This is a genomic window from Streptomyces sichuanensis, from assembly GCF_020328095.1.
Taxonomy (GTDB): domain Bacteria; phylum Actinomycetota; class Actinomycetes; order Streptomycetales; family Streptomycetaceae; genus Streptomyces; species Streptomyces cinnamoneus.
Genome location: NZ_JAIXMK010000059.1, coordinates 13224 through 34601, shown reverse-complemented (window position 1 = coordinate 34601; position 21378 = coordinate 13224). Strand labels below are relative to the sequence as shown.

17 protein-coding genes and 1 pseudogene are annotated in these 21378 nt (G+C 71.3%); 10 read left to right on the top strand and 8 right to left on the bottom strand.

Annotated features, from left to right (window positions below):
* Window positions 1-43: 43 nt before the first annotated feature.
* The 3 genes from LE181_RS18415 to LE181_RS18405 all read right to left on the bottom strand — a co-directional run bounded on the left by LE181_RS18415 (window position 44) and on the right by LE181_RS18405 (window position 1354).
* Window positions 44-724, bottom strand: coding sequence for a hypothetical protein (locus LE181_RS18415; protein ID WP_225662393.1), 681 nt, complete (start codon window positions 722-724; stop codon window positions 44-46).
* Window positions 725-828: 104 nt separating this feature from the next.
* On the bottom strand, window positions 829-1092 hold the full coding sequence (locus tag LE181_RS18410) for a type II toxin-antitoxin system RelE family toxin (protein ID WP_225662392.1): 264 nt from the start codon (window positions 1090-1092) through the stop codon (window positions 829-831).
* On the bottom strand, window positions 1085-1354 hold the full coding sequence (locus LE181_RS18405; protein ID WP_225662391.1) for a type II toxin-antitoxin system Phd/YefM family antitoxin: 270 nt from the start codon (window positions 1352-1354) through the stop codon (window positions 1085-1087). Before LE181_RS18405 ends, LE181_RS18410 begins: the two co-directional genes overlap by 8 nt.
* A gap of 150 nt (window positions 1355-1504) precedes the next feature.
* On the opposite strand from LE181_RS18405, the pseudogene LE181_RS18400 reads away from it, so the two are divergent.
* The 7 genes and pseudogenes from LE181_RS18400 to LE181_RS18370 all read left to right on the top strand — a co-directional run.
* Window positions 1505-1696: pseudogene (locus LE181_RS18400) on the top strand (cupin domain-containing protein); the annotation flags it as partial.
* Window positions 1697-1917: 221 nt separating this feature from the next.
* Window positions 1918-2670: a GntR family transcriptional regulator gene (locus LE181_RS18395; RefSeq protein WP_225662402.1), complete on the top strand. Its 753-nt coding sequence runs from the start codon at window positions 1918-1920 to the stop codon at window positions 2668-2670.
* Window positions 2671-2930: 260 nt separating this feature from the next.
* Complete coding sequence (locus LE181_RS18390) at window positions 2931-4574, top strand: APC family permease (protein ID WP_225662390.1); 1644 nt, start codon at window positions 2931-2933, stop codon at window positions 4572-4574.
* A gap of 155 nt (window positions 4575-4729) precedes the next feature.
* Window positions 4730-4909, top strand: a complete 180-nt coding sequence (locus LE181_RS18385; RefSeq protein ID WP_190112180.1) for an SPOR domain-containing protein — start codon at window positions 4730-4732, stop codon at window positions 4907-4909.
* A gap of 123 nt (window positions 4910-5032) precedes the next feature.
* Window positions 5033-5455 (top strand): (deoxy)nucleoside triphosphate pyrophosphohydrolase, encoded by a 423-nt coding sequence (locus LE181_RS18380; RefSeq protein WP_225662389.1) that lies wholly within the window; start codon window positions 5033-5035, stop codon window positions 5453-5455.
* A gap of 161 nt (window positions 5456-5616) precedes the next feature.
* Window positions 5617-6036 carry an ATP-binding protein gene (locus LE181_RS18375; protein WP_225662401.1) on the top strand — a complete coding sequence of 140 codons (420 nt, stop codon included), beginning with the start codon at window positions 5617-5619 and terminating at the stop codon, window positions 6034-6036.
* 131 nt (window positions 6037-6167) lie between these two features.
* Window positions 6168-8738: a SpoIIE family protein phosphatase gene (locus LE181_RS18370; protein ID WP_372458401.1), complete on the top strand. Its 2571-nt coding sequence runs from the start codon at window positions 6168-6170 to the stop codon at window positions 8736-8738.
* Window positions 8739-8797: 59 nt separating this feature from the next.
* Here the strand turns inward: LE181_RS18370 and LE181_RS18365 are convergent, their stop codons facing one another.
* The 5 genes from LE181_RS18365 to LE181_RS18345 form a co-directional block, all read right to left on the bottom strand.
* A complete protein-coding gene (locus LE181_RS18365) occupies window positions 8798-10558 on the bottom strand; it encodes a TPM domain-containing protein (protein WP_225662388.1) in 1761 nt (586 codons plus the stop codon).
* Between the two features lie 158 nt (window positions 10559-10716).
* Window positions 10717-11487: a succinate dehydrogenase/fumarate reductase iron-sulfur subunit gene (locus LE181_RS18360; RefSeq protein ID WP_190112176.1), complete on the bottom strand. Its 771-nt coding sequence runs from the start codon at window positions 11485-11487 to the stop codon at window positions 10717-10719.
* Window positions 11484-13430 (bottom strand): fumarate reductase/succinate dehydrogenase flavoprotein subunit, encoded by a 1947-nt coding sequence (locus LE181_RS18355; protein WP_225662387.1) that lies wholly within the window; start codon window positions 13428-13430, stop codon window positions 11484-11486. The genes LE181_RS18360 and LE181_RS18355 overlap by 4 nt, the downstream gene beginning before the upstream one ends.
* Window positions 13431-13447: 17 nt before the next feature.
* Window positions 13448-14290: a succinate dehydrogenase subunit SdhC gene (gene sdhC / locus LE181_RS18350; RefSeq protein WP_225662386.1), complete on the bottom strand. Its 843-nt coding sequence runs from the start codon at window positions 14288-14290 to the stop codon at window positions 13448-13450.
* 54 nt (window positions 14291-14344) lie between these two features.
* Window positions 14345-14647, bottom strand: coding sequence for an Rv0250c family protein (locus LE181_RS18345; RefSeq protein ID WP_225662385.1), 303 nt, complete (start codon window positions 14645-14647; stop codon window positions 14345-14347).
* Window positions 14648-14917: 270 nt separating this feature from the next.
* Between LE181_RS18345 and LE181_RS18340 the strand changes: the two genes are divergently transcribed.
* From LE181_RS18340 to LE181_RS18330, 3 genes are all read left to right on the top strand, one after another.
* Entirely contained in the window at window positions 14918-17008 is a 2091-nt protein-coding gene (locus LE181_RS18340) for an ABC transporter family substrate-binding protein (protein ID WP_225662384.1), read from the top strand.
* 228 nt (window positions 17009-17236) lie between these two features.
* Window positions 17237-19141: a translational GTPase TypA gene (gene typA / locus LE181_RS18335; protein WP_225662383.1), complete on the top strand. Its 1905-nt coding sequence runs from the start codon at window positions 17237-17239 to the stop codon at window positions 19139-19141.
* A 473-nt stretch (window positions 19142-19614) separates the two neighbouring features.
* The gene (locus tag LE181_RS18330; RefSeq protein WP_225662382.1) at window positions 19615-21234 is read left to right on the top strand and encodes a peptide ABC transporter substrate-binding protein; all 1620 of its coding nucleotides are present in this window, start codon (window positions 19615-19617) and stop codon (window positions 21232-21234) included.
* Window positions 21235-21378: the final 144 nt, after the last annotated feature.

Sequence of the window (21378 nt, the reverse complement as noted above, 5' to 3'; positions counted from 1 at the left end):
GACTGCAAGGGGCCGGCTCCTCAGGGGGCCGGCCCCTTCGTCGTCACCGTGCTTCGAGCGGCGGCTCGAAGGCGGACTCCTCCGGTGCGTCGTCCGAGAGGACGGCCGGGTTGAGGGCCCTGGCGATCGCAGGGGTCAGCGGGTGTCCGGCGAGGACGTGGCGGACGGCGTCGAGGGGGACGGGGCGCTCGTAGTAGTCCTCGAAGTGGGCCTGGACGGCCTCGGGGGAGCGGTCGGTGAGGAGATGGAAGAGGAAGACGGAGCCGTCCGGGTCCTCGCTGCCGGTGGGGAAGGTGATGGCCGAGCCGGTGCGCCAGACGGTGTCGCCGGTCTCCCGCCACAGGCAGACGGTGACCCGAGGGGCGCCGATCCCCTCGTCGTGGAAGGCGGGCTCGTCCAGGAGCGGGCGCAGCGCCGCGGGCACGTCGTCGATGACACCGGGCCAGACCTGCTCGTCGTCCGTCCCGTACGGACTCATCTCCGACTCGTGGTCGAAGCCGCGTATGAGCACGCCGGCCGGGGTGAAGTGGACGGAGAAGTCGTCCCCCGAGCCGTTCTCCATCAGGGCCACCTCCTCGCCGGGGCCCCAGGCGGTGTCGAAGGTGTACTGGCAGAACCGCGGATCGTCACCGATCGTCGTGTCCAGGACGGCCAGTGCGCGCAGATGGGCGCGGAGCTGGACGGGGTCGGGGAGAAGGGCGGCGGTCTCGTGCGCAGTGCTCATGTCGCCATGGAAGCAGCCGCCACTGACAATCCGGCGCGGCCGGCCCGGCAGTGGTGCCGCTGCCTCAAGCGGTTCCGGCCGACCGTGTGATCCGGGCGCGGGAGTCAGGTGTCGTAAACGGTGGAGCGATGCCCGACGTGCACGACCCACACCACCAGTTCGCCGTTGTCGATCGTGTAGACGACGCGATAGTCACCCACTCGTAGGCGGCGGCGTTCGGGCTGGGACACGAGTGCGGTGGTGTTGAAGCCGAGCGGGTCGCTCTCCAACTGGGTCAGCTTGGCCAGGATGCGGAGCGCCATGTCGCGAGGGATCTTACGAAGCTCCGCCTGGGCCTCGGGGCGGAAGACAGTTCGATACTCACTCACCGCGCGCCAGGGTCTCCCTCATGACGTCCTCGATCGGGATGCCGGGGGCCGGGTTGGCCATGCGCTCGTCGATGATCCGGTTGATCTCGCGCTCTTCCCACTCCTGGTACTTGCGCAGCACCTCGATCGACACCACGGCGGCGACTTCCTTGCCTCGGCGGGTGATGACCGTGGGCAGGTCGTCGCGGTCGGCACGCTCCACGACCTCGGCGAGGTGCGCGCGCACATCGCGGATGGACTCTATGGGCAGCGGCTGCGTCATGCGCTCAAGCGTACTCAGTGTGCCATGTGTACACAACGTGCGGGACGGGCGGACTCCTTCGCCGTCCCGTGGCCGGGAATAGGCCGGCGGCCCCGGTTAATCATGGACAGGAACAGTGCCTCGGCAGGACTCTCAACAAGAGGGATCCGATTCCTGTACGTGCCGCAGGGCGGGCTGCACGCCTTCCGCAACGACTCGGACGCGCCCGCGGAGATGCTGATGCTCTTCGCTCCGGGCGCGCCGCGCGAGGAGTACTTCGAGGGGCTCGCGGCCCTCGCGGACGCGACGGACGAGGAGCGCACGGAGTTCTTCGTGCGCCACGACTCCTACTTCGTGGAGTAGGGGAATAGCGGAGCGCACGCTCCGTGGGCGCGCCGCGGCCGCATTCCTTGCATAGATGCGGATGTGCCTCCGGTGCGTGCTCGGCGCATGTGCCGAGTGGATCTCGGGCGGGCCGGTCTGAGCTGGGGGTCGCCGCGCCGCGTAATGCCTTGGCCAGAAGTTGCGGACCGCAACCGTCGGTTGCCAAGCTGTTGCGGACTGTCAACCCTTTGGGAGTGGACGTGGCCTTCGGTGACCAGCCCGCATACCTTCGCGTCGCCGGCGATCTGCGCCAGAAGATCGTCGCCGGCGAGCTGCCGCCGCACACCCGGCTACCGTCCCAGGCGCGCATCCGGGAGCAGTACGGGGTCTCCGACACCGTGGCCCTGGAGGCCCGCAAGGTGCTGATGGCCGAGGGGCTGGTGGAGGGGAGATCCGGCTCCGGGACGTACGTGCGCGAGCAGCCGGTGCCCCGTGCCGTGGTCCGTACGGGGTACCGCGCGGTCGGCGAGTCCACGCCTTTCCGGCAGGAGCAGGCCGACGACCGGGTCAAGGGCACCTGGGAGTCCCGCAGCGAGCAGGGGGTGGCCGACGCGGTCACCGCCCGGCGGCTGCGGATCGCGCCGGGCGACCGGGTGATGCGGACCGACTACCTGTTCCGGTCCGCGGGCGAGCCGTGCATGCTCTCCACCTCCTGGGAGCCCCTGGCCCTCACCGGCCGTACGCCCGTGATGCTGCCCGAGGAGGGCCCGCTGGCGGGCCGCGGCGTGGTCGAGCGGATGGCCGCCATCGACCTGATCGTGGACAACGTCACCGAGGAGGTCAGCGCCCGCCCCGGGCTGGCCGAGGAGACGCTCGCCCTCGGCGGGGTGCCCGGGCATTGCGTGGTGGTGGTGTCGCGGACGTACTGCGCGGGCGGCTGCCCGGTCGAGACCGCCGACGTCGTCATGCTGGCCGAGCGCTACCGGGTCGCTTACCACCTGCCCGTGAAGTAGCCGTGAACCGAAGATGAACTGACTCGGAAGTCAGTTGAACGGACGTCCGGAAACACCTCCCGCTGGTACGTACCAGCGGGTAGGAAGTGTCTCCTTTGTCCCATTCCATCCCCATTCGGAATGGGTCCCTCCGGTGTTGCAAACCTCACATCGTCCCAGGTCAGGGCCTTTTGGCAGAACCAACTCGGCCAAATCGCCCGTACGATGGCGCGGTTTGCGTCCTGCCCGTGGGGGAGTAGAAGGAAAAGGAGATCCGGGGTTTGAGCACCGAACAGGGTTCCCACTCGAATTACCGCCGGACCCTCGGCACGACGGCACTGACCGCCGTCGGCCTCGGGTCGATCATCGGCTCCGGCTGGCTGTTCGGTGCCGAGCGTGCCGCCGTGCTGGCCGGCCCGGCCGCCATCTTTGCCTGGGTCATCGGCGCCGTCGTGGCGCTGACCATCGCCTTGACCTACACCGAGCTCGGCTCGATGTTCCCCAAGGCGGGCGGCATGGTGCGGTACGGCCAGTTCTCGCACGGCTCGCTGGCCGGCTACATGGCCGCCTGGGCCAACTGGATCGCGATCGTCTCCGTCATCCCCGGCGAGGCCACCGCGTCGATCCAGTACATGAGCTCGTGGAAGTTCGACTGGGCGGGCAAGCTCTTCGACGGCAAGGAGCTCACCGGCACCGGCCTCGCGGCCGCCAGCGTCCTGGTGGTCTTCTACTTCTTCCTGAACTGGTTCGCGATCACCCTGTTCGCCAAGACGAACAACGCGATCACCGTGTTCAAGGTCGTGGTGCCGGCGCTGACCGCGGGCGCGCTGATCTTCGCGCACTTCGACACCAGCAACGTCGGCTCCGCCCACGGCGGCTTCGCCCCCAACGGCTGGAGCGCCGTCTTCAGCGCCGTCGCCGTCGCGGGCATCGTCTGGGCCTTCAACGGCTTCCAGTCGCCGCTCAACATGGCCGCCGAGGCCCGCAACCCCGGCAAGTCGCTGCCGAAGGCCGTCGTCGGCTCCATCCTGATCGCGCTGGTCATCTACATCGCGCTGCAGGTCGCCTTCCTGATGGCCGTCCCGGCCGCGGACCTCTCCGGCGGCTGGAACACCCTGGCCTACAAGTCCCCGCTGGCGGACCTCTCCATCACCTGGGGCCTGAACTGGCTGGCGCTGCTGCTCTACGCGGACGCCTTCATCTCCCCCTCGGGCACCGGCATGATCTACGCGGCCACCACCTCGCGCATGATCCACGGCGTCCAGGAGAACGGCCACCTGCCCAAGGTCTTCGGCAAGGTCGACCCCAAGACCGGTGTGCCGAAGCCGGCCCTGCTGCTCAACCTCGCGATCTCCTTCGTCTTCCTCGCCGTCTTCCGCGGCTGGGGCTCGATCGCCGAGATCGTCGGTGTGGCCACGGTCATCTCGTACATCACCGGCCCCGTCGCCGTGATGTCGCTGCGCCGCATCGCCCCGGACATGAAGCGCCCGGTCAAGCTCAAGGCCATGCCGGTCATCGCCCCCATCGCGATGATCTTCGGCTCGCTGGTCATGTACTGGGCCCGCTGGCCGCTCACGGGCAAGGTCATCTTCATCATGGCCATCGGCCTGCCGATCTGGGCCTGGTACGAGCTGCGCAAGCCCTGGGCCGAGCTGAAGCCGCACCTGCAGGCCGGCGCCTGGATGGTGACCTACCTGCTCGTCATGGCGTTCGTCTCGTGGGCCGGCGGCACCGAGTTCGGCGGCAAGGGCTACCTCGCCCCGGGCTGGGACATCGTGGTCGTTGTCCTGATTGCCCTCACCTTCTACGCGTGGGGCGTCAAGAGCGCCTGGCGCAACCCGACGCTCATCCAGGTCGAGAAGGAGATCGCCGAGGCGCCCGTGGCCGAGGAGGCCGACGAAGCGGAGCTGGCGAAGGCCAAGTAACCCTTAGGGTGGCCGAATGCGTACCTCTTCGTGAAAACCCGTATCCGCTGCGTAAAGGTCGGGCGTACGCTCGGGCATATGCGGACTGCGGTTTCTTCGGAAGTCACCGAAGGGCGTGCGCCGGTGCGCGCGGCGACGGCGGGAGGGCAGGAACGATGACTGACACCGGACCGGTCCTGCCCTGGCTGGTGATCCGCCAGGACGAGAACGGCAACCGCTACCGCGTCGGGCGCTACGCCACCAGAACGGAGGCCGAGCGCGTCGCCGACCGGCTGGACGCCCACGGGCGCCAGCAGCTCTACATAGTCGAGAGGGTCGGCCGTGCGGTCACCTAGCCGCTTCCTGGGGAGGCCGGCGCGCGCGGCGCGCGGCTTCCCCAGGTGTGCGCCCCCGGGGCGGCGCCTTCCCAGGCCCGGCGCCGTCCCGGGTCCGCCGCCCCGCACGTAGGCTTGTCCCCCATGACGACGGTGCGTGTGGTGGTGGGCGGAGCGGTGTTCGACCGGGGGCGGCTGCTGGCCGCGCGGCGCAGCGCCCCTCCCGAGCTGGCCGGCCGCTGGGAGTTGCCCGGCGGCAAGATGGAAGCCGGCGAGACGCCCGCGCAGGCGCTCGTCCGGGAGCTGCGCGAGGAGCTCGGCGTCGAGGCCGAGCCGCTGGAGCGCATCGAGGGGGAATGGCCCCTCAAGCCCGGCTACGTCCTCCAGGTCTGGACGGCCCGGCTGCTGGCGGGGGAGCCCCGCCCCCTTGAGGACCACGACGAACTGCGCTGGCTCACCCCCGACCGGATCGACGAGGTCGACTGGCTGGAGCAGGACCGCCCCGCCGTGGCGCTGGCCGCACGGCTGCTCGCCGCCGCGGACGCCGTTCCCCCTGGCCCTCGCTGACCTGCGGCGCCTCCACCCCGAGCGCAGACGCGCCTACGCCGAATGCGGCACCCGCGACGGACAGAGCCCGGCGGGGAAGATAGGCAAGCCCCCATACCGGGTATGTGCTGATTATTATCCCCAAAGCCGGACATGACGGCGGGGTCGCAGCGGTCTGGGAAGTGGTCGGCGTGAGCGAGAGCGCAGGGACCCTGGCATGGACGCCCGGCTTCGCCGAGTGGAGCTTCCCCGCCGAGGCCGGCGCCGTGCGCACCGCCCGCACCCTGGTCCGCGACACCCTGCGCGAGTGGGGGCTCGACGGCGTCACCGACGTGACGGTGCTGCTGGTCAGTGAGCTCGTCACCAACTCCCTGCGCTACGCCAGCGGCCCCATCGGCGTCCGCATGTACTCCCACGCCGGCCCCACCCTCCTCGTCGAGGTCTCCGACCCCCTGCCCGACCCGCCCCGCGAGCGCGTCGCCGGCGCCGACGACGAGGGCGGACGCGGACTGCAACTGGTGGCCCTGGCCTCCAGACGCTGGGGGACCCGCCCCGGCACCACCGGCAAGACAGTGTGGTTCGAGCTGAGCCTGCCCGGTTAGTAACCCGGGGAGGAGACATAGCGGGATGAGACCGTGCTGTGATCGTGAAGTCCGTGTTCCGAAGGGCCCCTGTGCTGGATACTCGGCCTTCTGATGCCGGTGCGAGCACATGAGCCGGAGGGGACGGGCACGTGAGCGAAAAGCCAGCGGGTACTGCGGGCAGGCCAGAGGGTACGGACGCCACGCTGTGGCAGAACAGTCCGCCCGGCTCCCTTTACGACTACATCCGCGTGGCGTCCTTCTCCCTCGGCTCCGACGGCAGGATCGAGCAATGGAGCGAACGGGCCGCCGAACTCTTCGGGATAACGGCCCGTCACGCCGTCGGCAGGGACCCCCTTGAGGTGTTCGCCCCCGCCGACGTGCACCAGGGGCCGCCGCGCACCGGCGCCCCCTTCCTCGCCGAGGGCGGCCTCGACGGCCGGGCGTGGACCGGCCTCGTCCCGTACCAGCGCGGCGAGCGCCACAGCGGCCTGGCCGAGATCTATGTGATGCCCAGTGAGAACGCCGACGGCGACCGCGCCGCGCTCTGTGTGGCCGTCGACGTCCGGGCGCTGCGCGGAATAGAGACGGACATCGCCGCCTCGGAAGCCGTTTTCGGCCAATCTCCGCTCGGCTTCTTCTTCTTCGGCACGGACCTGACGTTGCTGCGCGTCAACGAGAGTTTCGCCCAGACTTTCGGCCGCCCCGCCGCCTGGCACCGCGGCCGCACCCCGCACGACTTCCTGCCCCGCGCCGAGGCCGAGCGGCTGACCGCCGCCCTGCGCCAAGTCCTCGACACCGGAAAGCCCGTGGCGGACATTCAGCTCGTCGGGCCGGTGCCCGGGCACACCGAGCGCCGCCGCTGGTCCGTGGCCCTGTACCGGCTGCACAGCGGCAGCGGACGGCCGATCGGCGTGGCCGCCATCGCCACCGACGTCACCGGCCGCCGCCGCGCCGAGCGGGAGGCCGCGGGCGTCCGGCGCAACCTGGCCCTCCTCAACGAGGCCGGAGCGCGCATCGGCAACTCCCTCGACCTGGAGACCACCGCCCGCGAACTCCTCGACGTCGCCGTCCCGCAGTTCTGCGACCTGGCCTCCGTCGACCTCTACCAGGGCCTGCTGGCCGGCGACGAGGCCCCGCCCGGCCTCGCGGACGGCAGCGCCGAGCTGCGCCGCGTGGCGTACTCCAGCGCCGTCTCCGGGGCGCCGGTCGACCCCGACGACAAGCCCATCCAGGTCGGCGAGGTGCACCGCTACCCCTTCCACTCGCCCTGCGCCCAGGCGCTGCGCACGGCCCACGTCCAGGTCGTCCCCGGCCGCGAGGGCGAGGAGGGCGGCTCGGAGCTGGGCGCGGTCGTGCAGTCCACCCTGGCGGTGCCCATGGTCGCGCGGGACACGGTCGTGGGCCTCGCCCAGTTCTCCCGCACCAAGGGCAGCGAGCCCTTCGGCGAGCGGGACACCGCCCTGGCCGTCGAGCTCGCCGCGCGGGCCGCCGTCTGCATCGACAACGCCCGCCTCTACCGGCGCGAGCACGAGCGCGCCCTCATCCTCCAGCGCAGCCTGCTGCCCCCGGGCGACCCGGAGGCCGCCGGCGTCGAGATCGCCTGCCGCTACCTGCCGGGCAACGCCGCGACGGAGGTCGGCGGGGACTGGTTCGACGTCATCGAGCTGCCCGGCCACCGCACGGCGCTCGTCGTCGGCGACGTCATGGGCCGCGGGCTGCGCGCCGCCGTCGCCATGGGCGAACTGCGCACCGCCGTGCGCACCCTGGCCATGCTCGACCTGGAGCCGGCGGAGGTCCTCTCCGCGCTCGACGAGATCGCCCACGGCCTCGGCCGGCCCGGCGGCAAGCAGTCCGCCTCGCGCGGGGTGCGCGGCAGCGTCCGTCCCGCCGACCTCTCCGAGGTCTACCTGGCGACCTGCGTCTACGCCGTCTACGACCCCGTCACCCGGCGCTGCACCGTCGCCAACGCCGGCCACCTGCCGCCGGTCCTCGTCGAGGCGGGCGAGCCCGCCATGCTCCTGGACGTGCCGCCCGGCATGCCGCTGGGCGTGGGCGGCGAGCCGTTCGAGGAGACCGAGATCGAGCTGCCGGACGGCGCGCTGCTCGCCCTCTACACCGACGGCCTCGTCGAGTCCCGCGACCATCCCCTGGACGAGGGCCTCCAGGCGTTCCGCGACGCCCTCACCGACCCGGAGCGGCCGCTGGAGGACGTCTGCGACCACGTCCTCAGCGCCCTGGACACCCACCACGGCGAGGATGACATCGCCCTGCTGATGGCCCGCCTGCGGGGCCTGAGCGAGGGGTGCGTCGGCGACTGGACCCTCCCGCCGGAGCCGCGCTCGGTCGCCCGCGCCCGGGAGCTGGCCCGGGAGCAGCTGGAGACCTGGGAGCTCACGGACCTGGTCGACACCACCGAGCTGCTGGTCAGCGAGCTCGTCACCAACGCCCTGCGGTACGGGGAGGGCGAGATCCGGCTGCGGCTGCTGCTGGACCGCACGCTGGTGTGCGAGGTGTGGGACGGCGGCCACGTCCAGCCCCGGCGCCGGCGCGCACGCGACACCGACGAGGGCGGGCGGGGGCTGCAGCTGGTGGGGCTGCTCAGCGCGGCCTGGGGCAGCCGCCGCATTCCGCACGGCAAGACGGTCTGGTTCGAACTGGGGCTCCCGGACGGCGAGTCGCCGGCCCCGGACGCGGTGGAGGCGTTGCTGAGCCTGTACTGAGGTGAGCCCGCCCTGAGGTGAGCCCGCCCTGAGGCGGCCGCCGGGCCGTGGGGCCGGGTTCAGTGCGCCAGCCGGCCCCGCGTCGCCCCGCCGCCGAACGTGGCCGGCAGCAGGCCCGCCAGGATGATGCCGCCCAGCAGGGCGCCGCCCAGGATGCGCGTGGGGTGCGGGGCCGTCGGGGCGTCGTACTCCGTGACGTTCTCCTCGGCCAGGGCACGGGCCTCCTGGGCCAGCTCGGCGGCCCGCAGGGCCTCCGCGGCCGCCGCGGGGCCCGTCACGCGGGCCAGCCGCCGCTCCGCCTCCGCCAGCCGCGTCCGTGCCCCGCACCCGATCGCGCCCCGGTGCGTGCCGATGTAGTCGCGGGCCGCCGCCACCTCGGCGCGGGCGACGAGCACCGCGCGCGCCGGGCCGGCCGGCAGGTTCGTCGTGGTGAGGCCGTGCGTGTGGCGCAGCACGGCGGAGGTGAGGGTGCGGGCCTGGGAGAGGGCGGCCTCGGCGGCCCGCAGGGAGACCGCGGCGTGGTCGGTGTCGCCCGTGGTGATCGCGGCGTGGGCCTCGGCGAGGGCGGTGTCGGCGAAGGCCAGGCGGTCCCGGGCCTCGCCAGGGTGGGCGGCGACGGGGGCGAGGACGTCGTCCGGCCGGTAGGGGGCGAGGGCGGCCAGGACCGCCTCGGCGGTGGCGACGCGCGGGGCGATGGTGCGGGCCATCGCCTCGGCCTGGGCGAGGATCAGGGCGCCGTTGGCCTTGAGGTCGCGCAGCCGGTCGAAGGCCGCCGACTCCGCGTCGAGGCGCCGGTTGGCGCTGGTGCAGCGCGAGCAGATCTCGTCCAGCATGTGCCGGCGTATGTCCTGGTCCATGAAGGGCGCGTCGTCCAGCCGCTGCCGCAGCCGGAACGCGTCGGCCAGCTCTCCCCGGGCCCAGTCCACGGCTTCCGCGAAGGGACGGGTGGCCGCCTCGCCCAGCTGGGCCGTCGCGAAGACCAGCTCCTCCGCGCTGGTGCGGACCGCGTCGTCGGTGCAGACGAGGTTGACCGCCGCCTCCGCGGCCAGTTCCGGCAACGGGGTGAGGGGCTGGACCATCCGGGTGAGCCCGGGCCGCGTGGTGGCGGCGAGGACGGGGTGGTCCCGTGCCGCGGCCCGGCGCCGCCGGGCGGCCCGCGCGCGCCGCGACCGCCGGGAACAGGCGTACAGCCCCGTCAGGCACAGGACGAGGCCCCCGGCGATCGGCACCCAGACGCCCTGCTCGCCGGGGACGAGACCGTCACCGCCGGGGTCGGCGGCGCCGGGACGGATGACGGGCGGGCGGACCGGCTCGCCCTGCAGGACGGCCCGGTAGCCGTCGGCGGCGCCGACGGCCGCGCCGGCCCAGTCGTGCTCGGCGAGGGCGGGCTCGATGGCGGTGGTGGCGACCTCCTTGAGCTGGGCCTTGCGGAAGCCGGAGTCCTTGTCGGCGGAGACGGCGTACTGGCGCGCATGGGTGGCGATGGCCAGCAGTACGGCGCGGGGGCCGAGTCCGTTGCGGTCGGCGGTGGCGTCCGCCCAGCCGCGCCCGGGGCGGCCGGAGAAGTCCCGGACGTAGGTGACGTAGAGCTGGATGTGCTGGGAGGCGTGCAGGCGCTCCAGCGCGGCCTCGACCTGCCCGCGGCGGCGGCCGAGGGCGCCGACGGTGTCGGTGATCCGGCCGGAGGCTTCCAGGTCGAGGGGCGTGTCGGCGCGCGCGGCGGGCGCGGTGGGAAGCAGGAAGGCGCACAGCGCGAGGAGGGCGCTGATCATGGCCCAGCTGGGCGCCCTCGGCCCCCACCACCAGGAAAGCCGCGTCACATTTTGGAGAGTATGACCGGATTGGCCGATCCGCTACCGGGAGGGAGGGGGGTTCTACGCAGCGTGTTCACGCCCGTTTCCGCAGCCCCGGACGGCACGCTCGGGCGGTCTCCGCGCCCCGGGGGCGCAGCACCCCCGGGGCCGCGCACCACCCCGCGCTACGTGCCCTGCCGACGGCGGATCTTGTTGCCGAGCCAGACCAGCGGGTCGTACGAACGGTCGACCACCCGCTCCTTGAGCGGGATCAGCGCATTGTCCGTGATCTTGATGTGTTCGGGGCAGACCTCCGAGCAGCACTTGGTGATGTTGCAGTACCCCAGTCCGTGGTCCTCGCGGGCCCCGCGGCGGCGGTCGACGCCGGCCTCGTCGGCCGCGTCCAGCGGGTGCATGTCCAGCTCGGCCACCCGCATCAGGAAGCGCGGCCCGGCGAAGGCCCCCTTGTTCTCCTCGTGGTCGCGCACCACGTGGCAGGTGTCCTGGCACAGGAAGCACTCGATGCACTTGCGGAACTCCTGGATGCGGCCGACGTCCTCCTGCTGCATCCGGTACTGCCCCGGCCCCAGCTCGGCCGGCGGCACGAACGCCGGCACCTCGCGCGCCTTGGCGTAGTTGTACGACACGTCCGTCACCAGGTCCCGCACCACCGGGAAGGCCCGCATCGGGGTGACCGTGATGGTCTCCGCCGGGTCGAAGACCGACATCCGCGTCATGCACATCAGCCGCGGCCGCCCGTTGATCTCGGCGCTGCACGAGCCGCACTTGCCCGCCTTGCAGTTCCAGCGCACCGCCAGATCGGGCGCGGCGGTCGCCTGCAGGCGGTGGATGATGTCGAGGACGACCTCGCCCTCGTTGACGGCCACCTCGAAGTCGGCGAGGCCGCCGCCGTCCGCATCACCCCGCCACACCTTGAAGCGGGCCTGATAACTCATGACGTGAGCTCCTCGTCGGTCAGGTACTTCGTCAGCTCTTCCTTCTCGAAGAGCGCCAGCAGGTCCGGCCGGATCGGCGGCGTCTCGCACCGCTCCAGGCGCACCAGCCCCAGCGCCGAGTCGGTCACGGCCTGCTGCGCGGACTCGTCGGCCAGCCGGCAGACCAGGTTCACGCGCCGCCACCGCCGGTCCATGCCCGGGTGGTCGTCGCGGGTGTGCCCGCCCCGGCTCTCCGTGCGCTCCAGGGCCGCCCGCGCCACGCACTCGCTGACCAGCAGCATGTTGCGCAGGTCCAGGGCCAGGTGCCAGCCGGGGTTGAACTGCCGGTGGCCCTCCACCCCGGCCCGCCGGGCCCGGGCGCGCAGCCCGGCGAGGCGGTGCAGCGCCTCCTCCATCTCCGGGGCCCGCCGGATGATGCCCACCAGGTCCCCCATCGCCTGCTGCAGCTCCTGGTGGAGGGTGTACGGGTTCTCGGGCGCCCCCTCCGCCTCGCCCGGGGCGCCGCCCTCCGCGCCGAACGGGCGCAGCGCCTCCGCCTCGGCCAGCTCGACGTCGGCGTCCGCGACGGCCGGGGCGGCGCCGGTGGCGAAGCCGGCCGCGTAGCGGGCCGCGTGCAGTCCCGCGCGGCGGCCGAAGACCAGCAGGTCGGACAGGGAGTTGCCGCCGAGCCGGTTGGAGCCGTGCATGCCGCCCGCGACCTCGCCGGCCGCGAAGAGGCCGGGCACCCCGGCCGCGGCGGCGGTGTCGGGGTCGACCTCGACACCGCCCATCACGTAGTGGCAGGTCGGGCCGACCTCCATCGGCTCGGCCGTGATGTCCACGTCCGCCAGCTCCTTGAACTGGTGGTGCATGGACGGCAGCTTCCGCTTGATCGCCTCGGCCGGCATCCGGGTCGAGACGTCCAGGAACACCCCGCCGTGCGGGGAGCCCCGCCCGGCCTTGACCTCGGCGTTGATGGCGCGGGCCACCTCGTCGCGGGGGAGCAGCTCGGGCGGTCTGCGGTTGTGGTCGGGGTCGGTGTACCAGCGGTCGCCCTCGTCCTCGGACTCGGCGTACTTCTCCTTGAAGACGTCCGGGACGTAGTCGAACATGAACCGCTTGCCCTCGCTGTTGCGCAGCACCCCGCCGTCGCCGCGCACCGACTCGGTGACGAGGATGCCCTTCACCGAGGGCGGCCAGACCATGCCCGTCGGATGGAACTGCACGAACTCCATGTTCACCAGGCGGGCCCCGGCCAGCAGCGCCAGCGCGTGCCCGTCGCCGGTGTACTCCCAGGAGTTCGACGTCACCTTGAAGGACTTGCCGATGCCGCCGGTGGCCAGCACCACGGCCGGGGCCTCGATGACGAAGAAGCGGCCCGACTCGCGCTCGTAGCCGAAGACGCCGCTCACGCGCTTGCCGTCGTCCTTCAGCACGCGCGTGACCGTGCACTCCTGAAAGACCTTCAGCCGGGACTCGTAGTCGCCGTACTCCCGGTGGTCCTCCTGCTGCAGTGAGACGATCTTCTGCTGCAGGGTGCGGATCAGCTCCAGGCCCGTGCGGTCGCCCACGTGCGCCAGTCGGGGGTACTCGTGGCCGCCGAAGTTGCGCTGGGAGATGCGGCCGTCGGGCGTGCGGTCGAAGACCGCGCCCCAGGTCTCCAGTTCCCAGACCCGGTCCGGGGCCTCCTGTGCGTGCAGCTCGGCCATCCGCCAGTTGTTGAGGAACTTGCCGCCGCGCATGGTGTCGCGGAAGTGCACCTGCCAGTTGTCGTTGTGGTTGACGTTGCCCATGGAGGCGGCGATGCCGCCCTCCGCCATCACCGTATGGGCCTTGCCGAACAGCGACTTGCAGATGACCGCGCAGCGCAGTCCCTGTTCGCGCGCCTCGATGGCGGCACGCAGCCCGGCGCCCCCGGCGCCCACCACGACCACGTCCCAGGACTGCCGGTCCACCCGTGTCATTCGAAAGGGTCCCTCTCCTAGAAGAAGCGCGGATCGTCGAAGGCGCCGCTGGCGACCAGGTACACGTACAGGTCGGCCACCGCGACGCTCACCAGCGAGGCCCACGCCAGCTGCATGTGGCGGGCGTTGAGCGCGCTGACCCAGCCCCACATGCGGTACCGCACGGGGTGCTTGGAGAAGTTCCGCAGCCGGCCGCCCACGATGTGCCGGCAGGAGTGGCAGGAGAGGGTGTACGCCCAGATCAGCGCGATGTTGGCGAGCAGGACGAGGGTGCCCAGCCCCATGTGGCCCCAGGCGCCGTCCGCGTCGCGGAAGCCCAGGACGGCGTCGTAGGTGAGGATGCCCGCCACGAGCACCGCGAAGTAGAAGAAGTAGCGGTGGACGTTCTGCAGGACCAGCGGGAAGCGGGTCTCGCCGGTGTACGTCGCGTGCGGCTCCGGGACCGCGCAGGCCGGGGGTGAGGCCCAGAAGCCCCGGTAGTACGCCTTGCGGTAGTAGTAGCAGGTCAGCCGGAAGCCCAGCGGGAAGATCAGGATCAGCAGCGCGGGCGACAGGCGCCACCACGAGCCGACCAGCTCCCAGTCCGCGCCGCCGTTCATGTCGACGCAGTTCGCCGCGAGGCAGGGTGAGTAGAACGGCGAGACGTAGGGCGCCGCGTAGTAGGCGTCACCGGCGAACGCGCGCCAGGTGGAGTAGGCGATGAACGCCAGCAGCCCGGCGGCGGTCGCGGCCGGCGTGAGCCACCAGCGGTCGCGGCGCAGGTGGCGGGCGGGAATCGCGGCGCGCGAGGCGTGGTGGACGCCGCGGGCGGGCTGGTCGTCCGCGGCGGCGGAGACTTCGGGATCGGTACCAGTGGCCAAGGGGGGCTCCGGAAAGGAGGGGGACGGTGGGGCCGGCCGCGGCCGGGGCGCGGATCAGGGCACGAGCCCGTGCTGGGAGCCGAGCCCCTCCTCCTCGGCGCCCGCCCACAGCGAGGCGTCGTAGGGGGTGTCGGGCACGGGCACCATCTGCGTCAGGCCGGGCCGGCCGGCGTGCGGGGGCTCCGCGGGGGCGCCGGCCCGCAGCAGGGCGAGGCTCTCGCGCAGGTGCCCGGCGTCGGTGCGCAGCCGCCGCACGTCCAGCGCACCCTTGCCCAGGTGCTTCTCCAGCCGTCCGATCGCGCGGTCCAGGTCGTCGAGGCACCGCTGAACAGCAGTCAGTTCTTCTTTGACGGACATGATGTGGCCTTCCGCGTCGGGGGTTGCGGGTGGCGCCCGGTCATGCGACTGAGAGTGTCGCGCGTCACACCCCTCCAGGGGAAGATAGCCGCCCCGATCGCGGCTTCGCGGGAGCGCATTCGCTGCGACCCCCTTTGGCCGTCCCCGCGTTCGCCCAGGTGGGTGGCGTGCGGGCGACGGACGACGTGTCGGCGCCCCGCCGCGCGGGGCGTCGCTTTCAGTTGACGCCGTCTGTGCACGATCTTGGACCGGACCGGCGGAGGTAGCCCCATGTCGTCCCAGCACACGCGGTCCCGTACGCGCCTCCGTTCCGCCGTCCTGCTCGCCGCGGGCCTGCTCCTGCCGCTGCCGCTCCTCACCGGATGCGGCGCCGGCGACGACGAGGCCGAAGGCCCCGCCGCCCCCCGGGACATCGCGGCGGTCCCGCGTTCCAAGGTCGCCGACAGGGGCACCCTGACCTGGGCCGTCAACGCGCTGCCCGCCACCTACAACACCTTCCAGGCCGACGCGGACCAGGCGTCCCAGCGGGTCGCCGGCGCCGTGCTGCCCGCCCTCTTCACGCTCGACGGCCGCGGCCGGCCGCAGCGCAACCCCGACTACCTGGCCTCGGCCTCCGTCACCCAGCGCGAACCGCGCCAGGTCGTGGTCTACAAGCTCAACCCCAAGGCCGTGTGGAGCAACGGCGCCGCCATCACCTCCGCCGACTTCGAGGCCCAGTGGAAGGCGCTGCGCGGCAAGGACAGCGCGTACTGGACGGCCCGCAACGCCGGCTACGACCGGATCGACCGGGTCGAACGCGGTGCGAACGACCAGGAGGTCAAGGTCACCTTCGCCAAGAACTGCACCGACTGGCCCGCGCTCTTCACCCCGCTCTACCCCCGGTCGGTGATGGGCAGCGGCAGCGCGTTCAACGACTCGGCGCGCAAGGAGCTCAAGCTCGCCGCCGGGCCCTTCGCGGTGGGCGGGCGCGACGCCAAGCAGGGCACGCTCACGCTCGTGCGCAACCCCCGGTGGTGGGGCGACCGGGCCAAGCTCGACCGGCTCGTGCTGCGGGCCGTACCGCCGGAGCAGCGCGTCGCGGCACTGGCGAGCGGGAAGGTCGACATCGCCGAGATCACCCCGGGCGCCGCGGAGCGCATCACGAAGGCGAACACCCCGTCGAAGAAGGACCGGTCCGACAAGGGCCGCCCGGGCATCATCGCCCCGGCCGGCGCGAGCCCCGGTGCGAGCCCCGGTGCGGCCCGCGCGGAGGGGCGGCCCGACCAGGGCCGGGTGGACGGCGCGAACAAGCCCGCCGCCGCCGATGTGACGGCCCTGCGCGGCCTGGTCGTCCGCCGCTCCCTGGAGCCCGCGTACACCCAGCTCGCCCTCAACGGCGCCTCCGGCCCGCTCGCCGACGAGCGCGTCCGGCGGGCCATCGCCCGGGCCGTCGACCGCAAGGCCATCGCCGAGTACGTCCTGGCGCCCCTGGGGCTGCCCGCCCAGCCGCTCGGCAGCCACGTCCTGGTGGCCGGCCAGCAGGGGTACGAGGACACCAGCAGCGCGATCGGCTCCGTGGACCCCAAGGCGGCCCAGGCCCTGCTGGCGGACGCCGGCTGGAAGGCGGGCCACGGCGCGGGGCCCCAGAAGAAGGCGGCGGGCACCGCACCCGTGATCACCTCCGGCGTCCGGGCGGGAGGCCGGCCGGCCGATGACGACGACCCGGACGGGACCGGCCCCGACGACGACCCGGACGGGCTGGACGGGCTGGGCGACGGGCCGGCCGGCGGGCCGGGCATCGACGGCAAGGGCACCCTCGACACCGGCGACAAGGCCGGCGCCTCCCCGGCCCGCTACAAGGACGGCAAGAAGCTCACCCTCCGCTTCGTCCTGCCGAAGGGGGCCGGGGCCGAGCCGCTGCGGGCGGTGGGCGAGCGCATCGCCCGCCAGCTCGACGCCATCGGGGTGCGCACGGAGGTCATCAAGGTCGACGACGCCTCCTTCTTCAAGGACCACATCGCCTCCGGCGACTTCGACCTGGCCCTCTACGGCTGGCCCACCGGCGCCTTCCCGGCCACCGACGCCCGGCCGATCTTCGCCAAGCCGCAGCCGGCGCCGGACGGCTCGCTGATCGTCGAGCAGAACTACACCCGGGTCGGCACCGACCAGATCGACCGGCTCTTCGACCAGGCGTCGACGGAGCTCGACGCGGACGCCGCGCACGACCTGATGGCCCGGGCGGACGCCCGCATCTGGGCCGCGGCGGGATCGATCCCGCTGTACCAGCGGCCCGAACTGGTCGGGACGCGCAGGACGGTCGTGAACGCCGGAGCCTTCGGTCTCGCCAGCCCGCGCTACCAGGACATCGGCTACCGGCGCTGACCGCTTCCCCTACCCTCCCGTCCGCGTCGCCGGGCGGGCCGATCGCACCGGCCCGTCCATCGATTGCGGACGAAAGCCGCAGGTCAGAGGGGCCCGGACCGGCCTGAGGCGGCCGAATGCGGCAGCGCCCCGTACCATGGAAGAGGCCGCGGCGTGTTCTGCCCGGCAGGGCGCGCGTGCCGGACCGTACGCGCCGCCATCCACGATTCCGGGAGAAGCGCCGCCAGTATGCCCACGCGCCACGACATTCGTAACGTCGCCATCGTCGCCCACGTCGACCACGGCAAGACGACCATCGTCGACGCCATGCTCAAGCAGGCCGGCGCCTTCGCCGCCCACCAGCTCGACTCCGTCGACGACCGCGTCATGGACTCGAACGACCTGGAGCGTGAGAAGGGCATCACGATCCTCGCCAAGAACACGGCGGTGAAGTACCACCCCAAGGACGGCGGCGAGCCGATCACGATCAACATCATCGACACCCCCGGCCACGCCGACTTCGGTGGCGAGGTCGAGCGCGGTCTGTCGATGGTCGACGCGGTCGTGCTGCTGGTGGACGCCTCCGAGGGCCCGCTGCCGCAGACCCGCTTCGTGCTCCGCAAGGCGCTCCAGCAGCGGAAGCCGGTCATCCTCTGCATCAACAAGACGGACCGCCCGGACTCCCGCATCGACGAGGTCGTCAACGAGACCTACGACCTCTTCCTGGACCTGGACGCCGACGAGGACCAGATCGAGTTCCCGATCGTCTACGCCTGCGGCCGTGACGGCATCGCCTCGCTGACCAAGCCGGAGGACGGCACCGTCCCCGCGGACAGCACCAACCTGGAGCCGTTCTTCTCCACGATCCTGGAGCACGTCCCGGCCCCGGCCTACGAGGAGGACGCGCCGCTCCAGGCCCACGTCACCAACCTCGACGCCGACAACTTCCTCGGCCGCATCGCGCTGCTCCGCGTCGAGCAGGGCGAGCTGCGCAAGGGCCAGACCGTCGCGTGGATCAAGCGTGACGGCACGATCTCCAACGTCCGCATCACCGAGCTGATGATGACCGAGGCGCTCACCCGCAAGCCCGCCGAGGTCGCCGGCCCCGGTGACATCTGCGCGGTCGCCGGTATCCCGGACATCATGATCGGTGAGACCCTGGCCGACCCGGAGAACCCGGTCGCCCTCCCGCTGATCACGGTCGACGAGCCCGCGATCTCCATGACCATCGGCACCAACACCTCGCCGCTGGTCGGCCGTGGCGGCACGGGCAAGGGCGCGGACGCCAAGTCCGCCGTCAAGGACCGCAAGGTCACCGCCCGCCAGGTCAAGGACCGTCTGGACCGCGAGCTCATCGGTAACGTCTCGCTGCGCGTCCTGGACACCGAGCGCCCCGACGCCTGGGAGGTGCAGGGCCGCGGTGAGCTGGCGCTGGCCATCCTGGTCGAGCAGATGCGCCGCGAGGGCTTCGAGATGACCATCGGCAAGCCCCAGGTCGTCACCAAGGAGGTCGACGGCAAGGTCCACGAGCCCGTCGAGCGCCTCACGGTCGACGTGCCCGAGGAGCACATGGGCGCCGTCACCCAGCTCATGGGCACCCGCAAGGGCCGCATGGACAACATGTCCAACCACGGCTCCGGCTGGGTCCGTATGGAGTTCGTCGTCCCGTCCCGCGGCCTGATCGGCTTCCGCACGGAGTTCCTGACGAACACCCGCGGCACCGGCATCGCCCACTCCATCCACGAGGGCCACGAGCCGTGGTTCGGCGAGCTGAAGACCCGCAACAACGGCTCGCTGGTCGCCGACCGCGCCGGTGCCGTCACCGCCTTCGCGATGACGAACCTCCAGGAGCGCGGCGTGCTCTTCACCGACCCGGGCACCGAGGTGTACGAGGGCATGATCGTCGGCGAGAACTCGCGCGCCGACGACATGGACGTCAACATCACCAAGGAGAAGAAGCTCACCAACATGCGCTCCTCCTCCGCCGACTCCTTCGAGGCGATCGTCCCGCCGCGCAAGCTGTCGCTGGAGCAGTCCCTGGAGTTCTGCCGCGACGACGAGTGCGTCGAGGTGACCCCGGAGGCGGTCCGCATCCGCAAGGTCGTCCTGGACCAGAAGGAGCGCGGCCGCACGGCTTCCCGCGCCAAGCGCTGACGCCCACCGCACCACGGACGACGGCCCGTCGCCCCCGCCACCACGGCGGGGACGGCGGGCCGTCGCCGTTCCCGGATCACCCCACCGATCACCTCACTGATCGTCCCGCCTGAGCGGAACTTGACCTTCCAGTTGTGTCCGTTCCCGGCGGGCCGTCCGGAAGCCGGTCCGGTGAATCCGGATGTTGTGTTAACAGTCCGTTTCGCGTGTGTCTGTCTCTGATCGCTTTGTCCGCATTTTGGGCCTGTGTCGGTGATCGATGTGACCAAAGCGAGACCCTTTAAGTGTGGTTTACAGGACGGACGTACTTAATAGTTGGCTTCACTGAGCTCGGGTCAATGGGTCACGCGCTGTGGGGAGCGCCGACTCACGAGCACACTGAAGGTGCCGGTTCCGTCTCCGCTGTCAGGGGTGTCAGCGTGGGGCCGGTGCCTCTCTTGTAGTGATTTGTGGACTCTTGAGGAGGCATACCCATGCGCGGTGCCAAGAGCGCAAAGTGGGTCGTTGGCGCCATCGTTGTTGCGATGGCCGCGACCGCTTGCAACGGCGGCGGAGACAGCAAGAGCAGTTCCGGTTCCGGCGGCAAGCCCGAGGGCTACGTGTCGGTCGACGTCGGTGAGCCGCAGAACCCGCTCTACCCGACGGACACCAACGAGACGCTGGGCCACTACGTCATCACCGCCCTCTACTCGCCGCTCGTGAAGTTCGACGACAAGGGCAAGATTCTCAACGTCGCCGCCGAGTCCATCACCACCGAGGACTCCAAGACGTGGACGATCAAGCTCAAGTCGGGCTGGACGTTCCACAACGGTGAGAAGGTCACCGCCCAGTCGTATGTCGACGCCTGGAACTGGGGCGCCAACATCAAGAACAACCAGAAGAACAGCCTCTGGTTCAACGACATCAAGGGTTACGAGGACGTCCACCCCGAGAAGGGTGACCCCAAGTCCGACAAGATGTCGGGTCTGACGGCCAAGGACGAGCTGACCCTGAGCGTCGAGCTCAAGAACCCGGTCCCGTACTTCCAGTACAAGCTCGGCTACGTCCCCTTCATGCCGCAGCCGCAGGCGTTCTTCAAGGACCCGAAGGGCTTCGGCCAGAAGCCGGTCGGCCAGGGCCCCTACAAGTTCGAGAAGTGGGACCACAAGAAGCTCATCCAGGTCGCCGCCTACGACGGCTACAAGGGTGACGACAAGCCCAAGAACAAGGGCGTGCAGTTCAAGCAGTACTCCACGGTCGAGGCCGCCTACCAGGAGCTCATGTCGGGCAACCTGGACCTGATCCGCCAGATCGGCCCCAAGGACCTGCCCAAGTACAAGTCCGACCTGGGCGACCGGGCGATCGACAAGCCGTACGCGGCCGTCCAGTCCATCGTCCCGGCCTTCTACAGCGAGCCCTTCAAGGGCGTCGACCCGAAGGTCATCCAGGGCCTGTCGATGGCGATCGACCGCGCGACCATCACCAAGACGGTCCTCAACGGCACCCGCACGCCGGCCACCAGCTTCACCCCGCCCGGTGTCGAGGGCAACCAGAACGACCTGGGCGTCGACGTCTTCAAGTTCGACCCGGCGAAGGCCAAGGACCTCATCAAGGAGGGCGGCGGCGTTCCGGGCAACAAGATCTGGATCCAGTTCAACGGCGACGGCGGCCACAAGGAATGGGTCACGGCCGTCTGCGAGAACATCCGCCAGAACACCGGCGTCGAGTGCCTCGCCGACCCCAAGCCGGACTTCCAGGCCGACCTCGACCTGCGTGACCAGAACAAGGTCAAGGCCATGTACCGCGGTGGCTGGGTCGCCGACTACCCGCTGAACGTCAACTTCATGCGCGAGCTCTACAAGACCGGCGCCGAGGCCAACAGCGGCCGCTTCTCCGACAAGGGCATCGACGAGCTCATGGAGAAGGGCGACAACGCCAAGACCCTGGAGGAGTCGGTCAAGCTGTACCAGGAGGCCGAGAAGGCCATGGTGCAGAAGATGCCCTCCATCCCGCTGTGGAACTACCGGATCAACGGTGGCCACTCCAAGACGACCGACAACGTCGTGGTCGACTACCGCGGTGACTACGTCATGACCGAAGTCACCCCCAAGTAGTCCGTCGCGGAGTCATCCCGCATCCGGTTCCCCCGCATCCCCCGCAATCCGGTACGGGGCGGGAAGGTACCGGGGACCGCTCCCGCAGTGCTCGCACGCACTGCGCGAGCGGTCCCCGGTGCCGTCGTATCCACATGGAGGCAC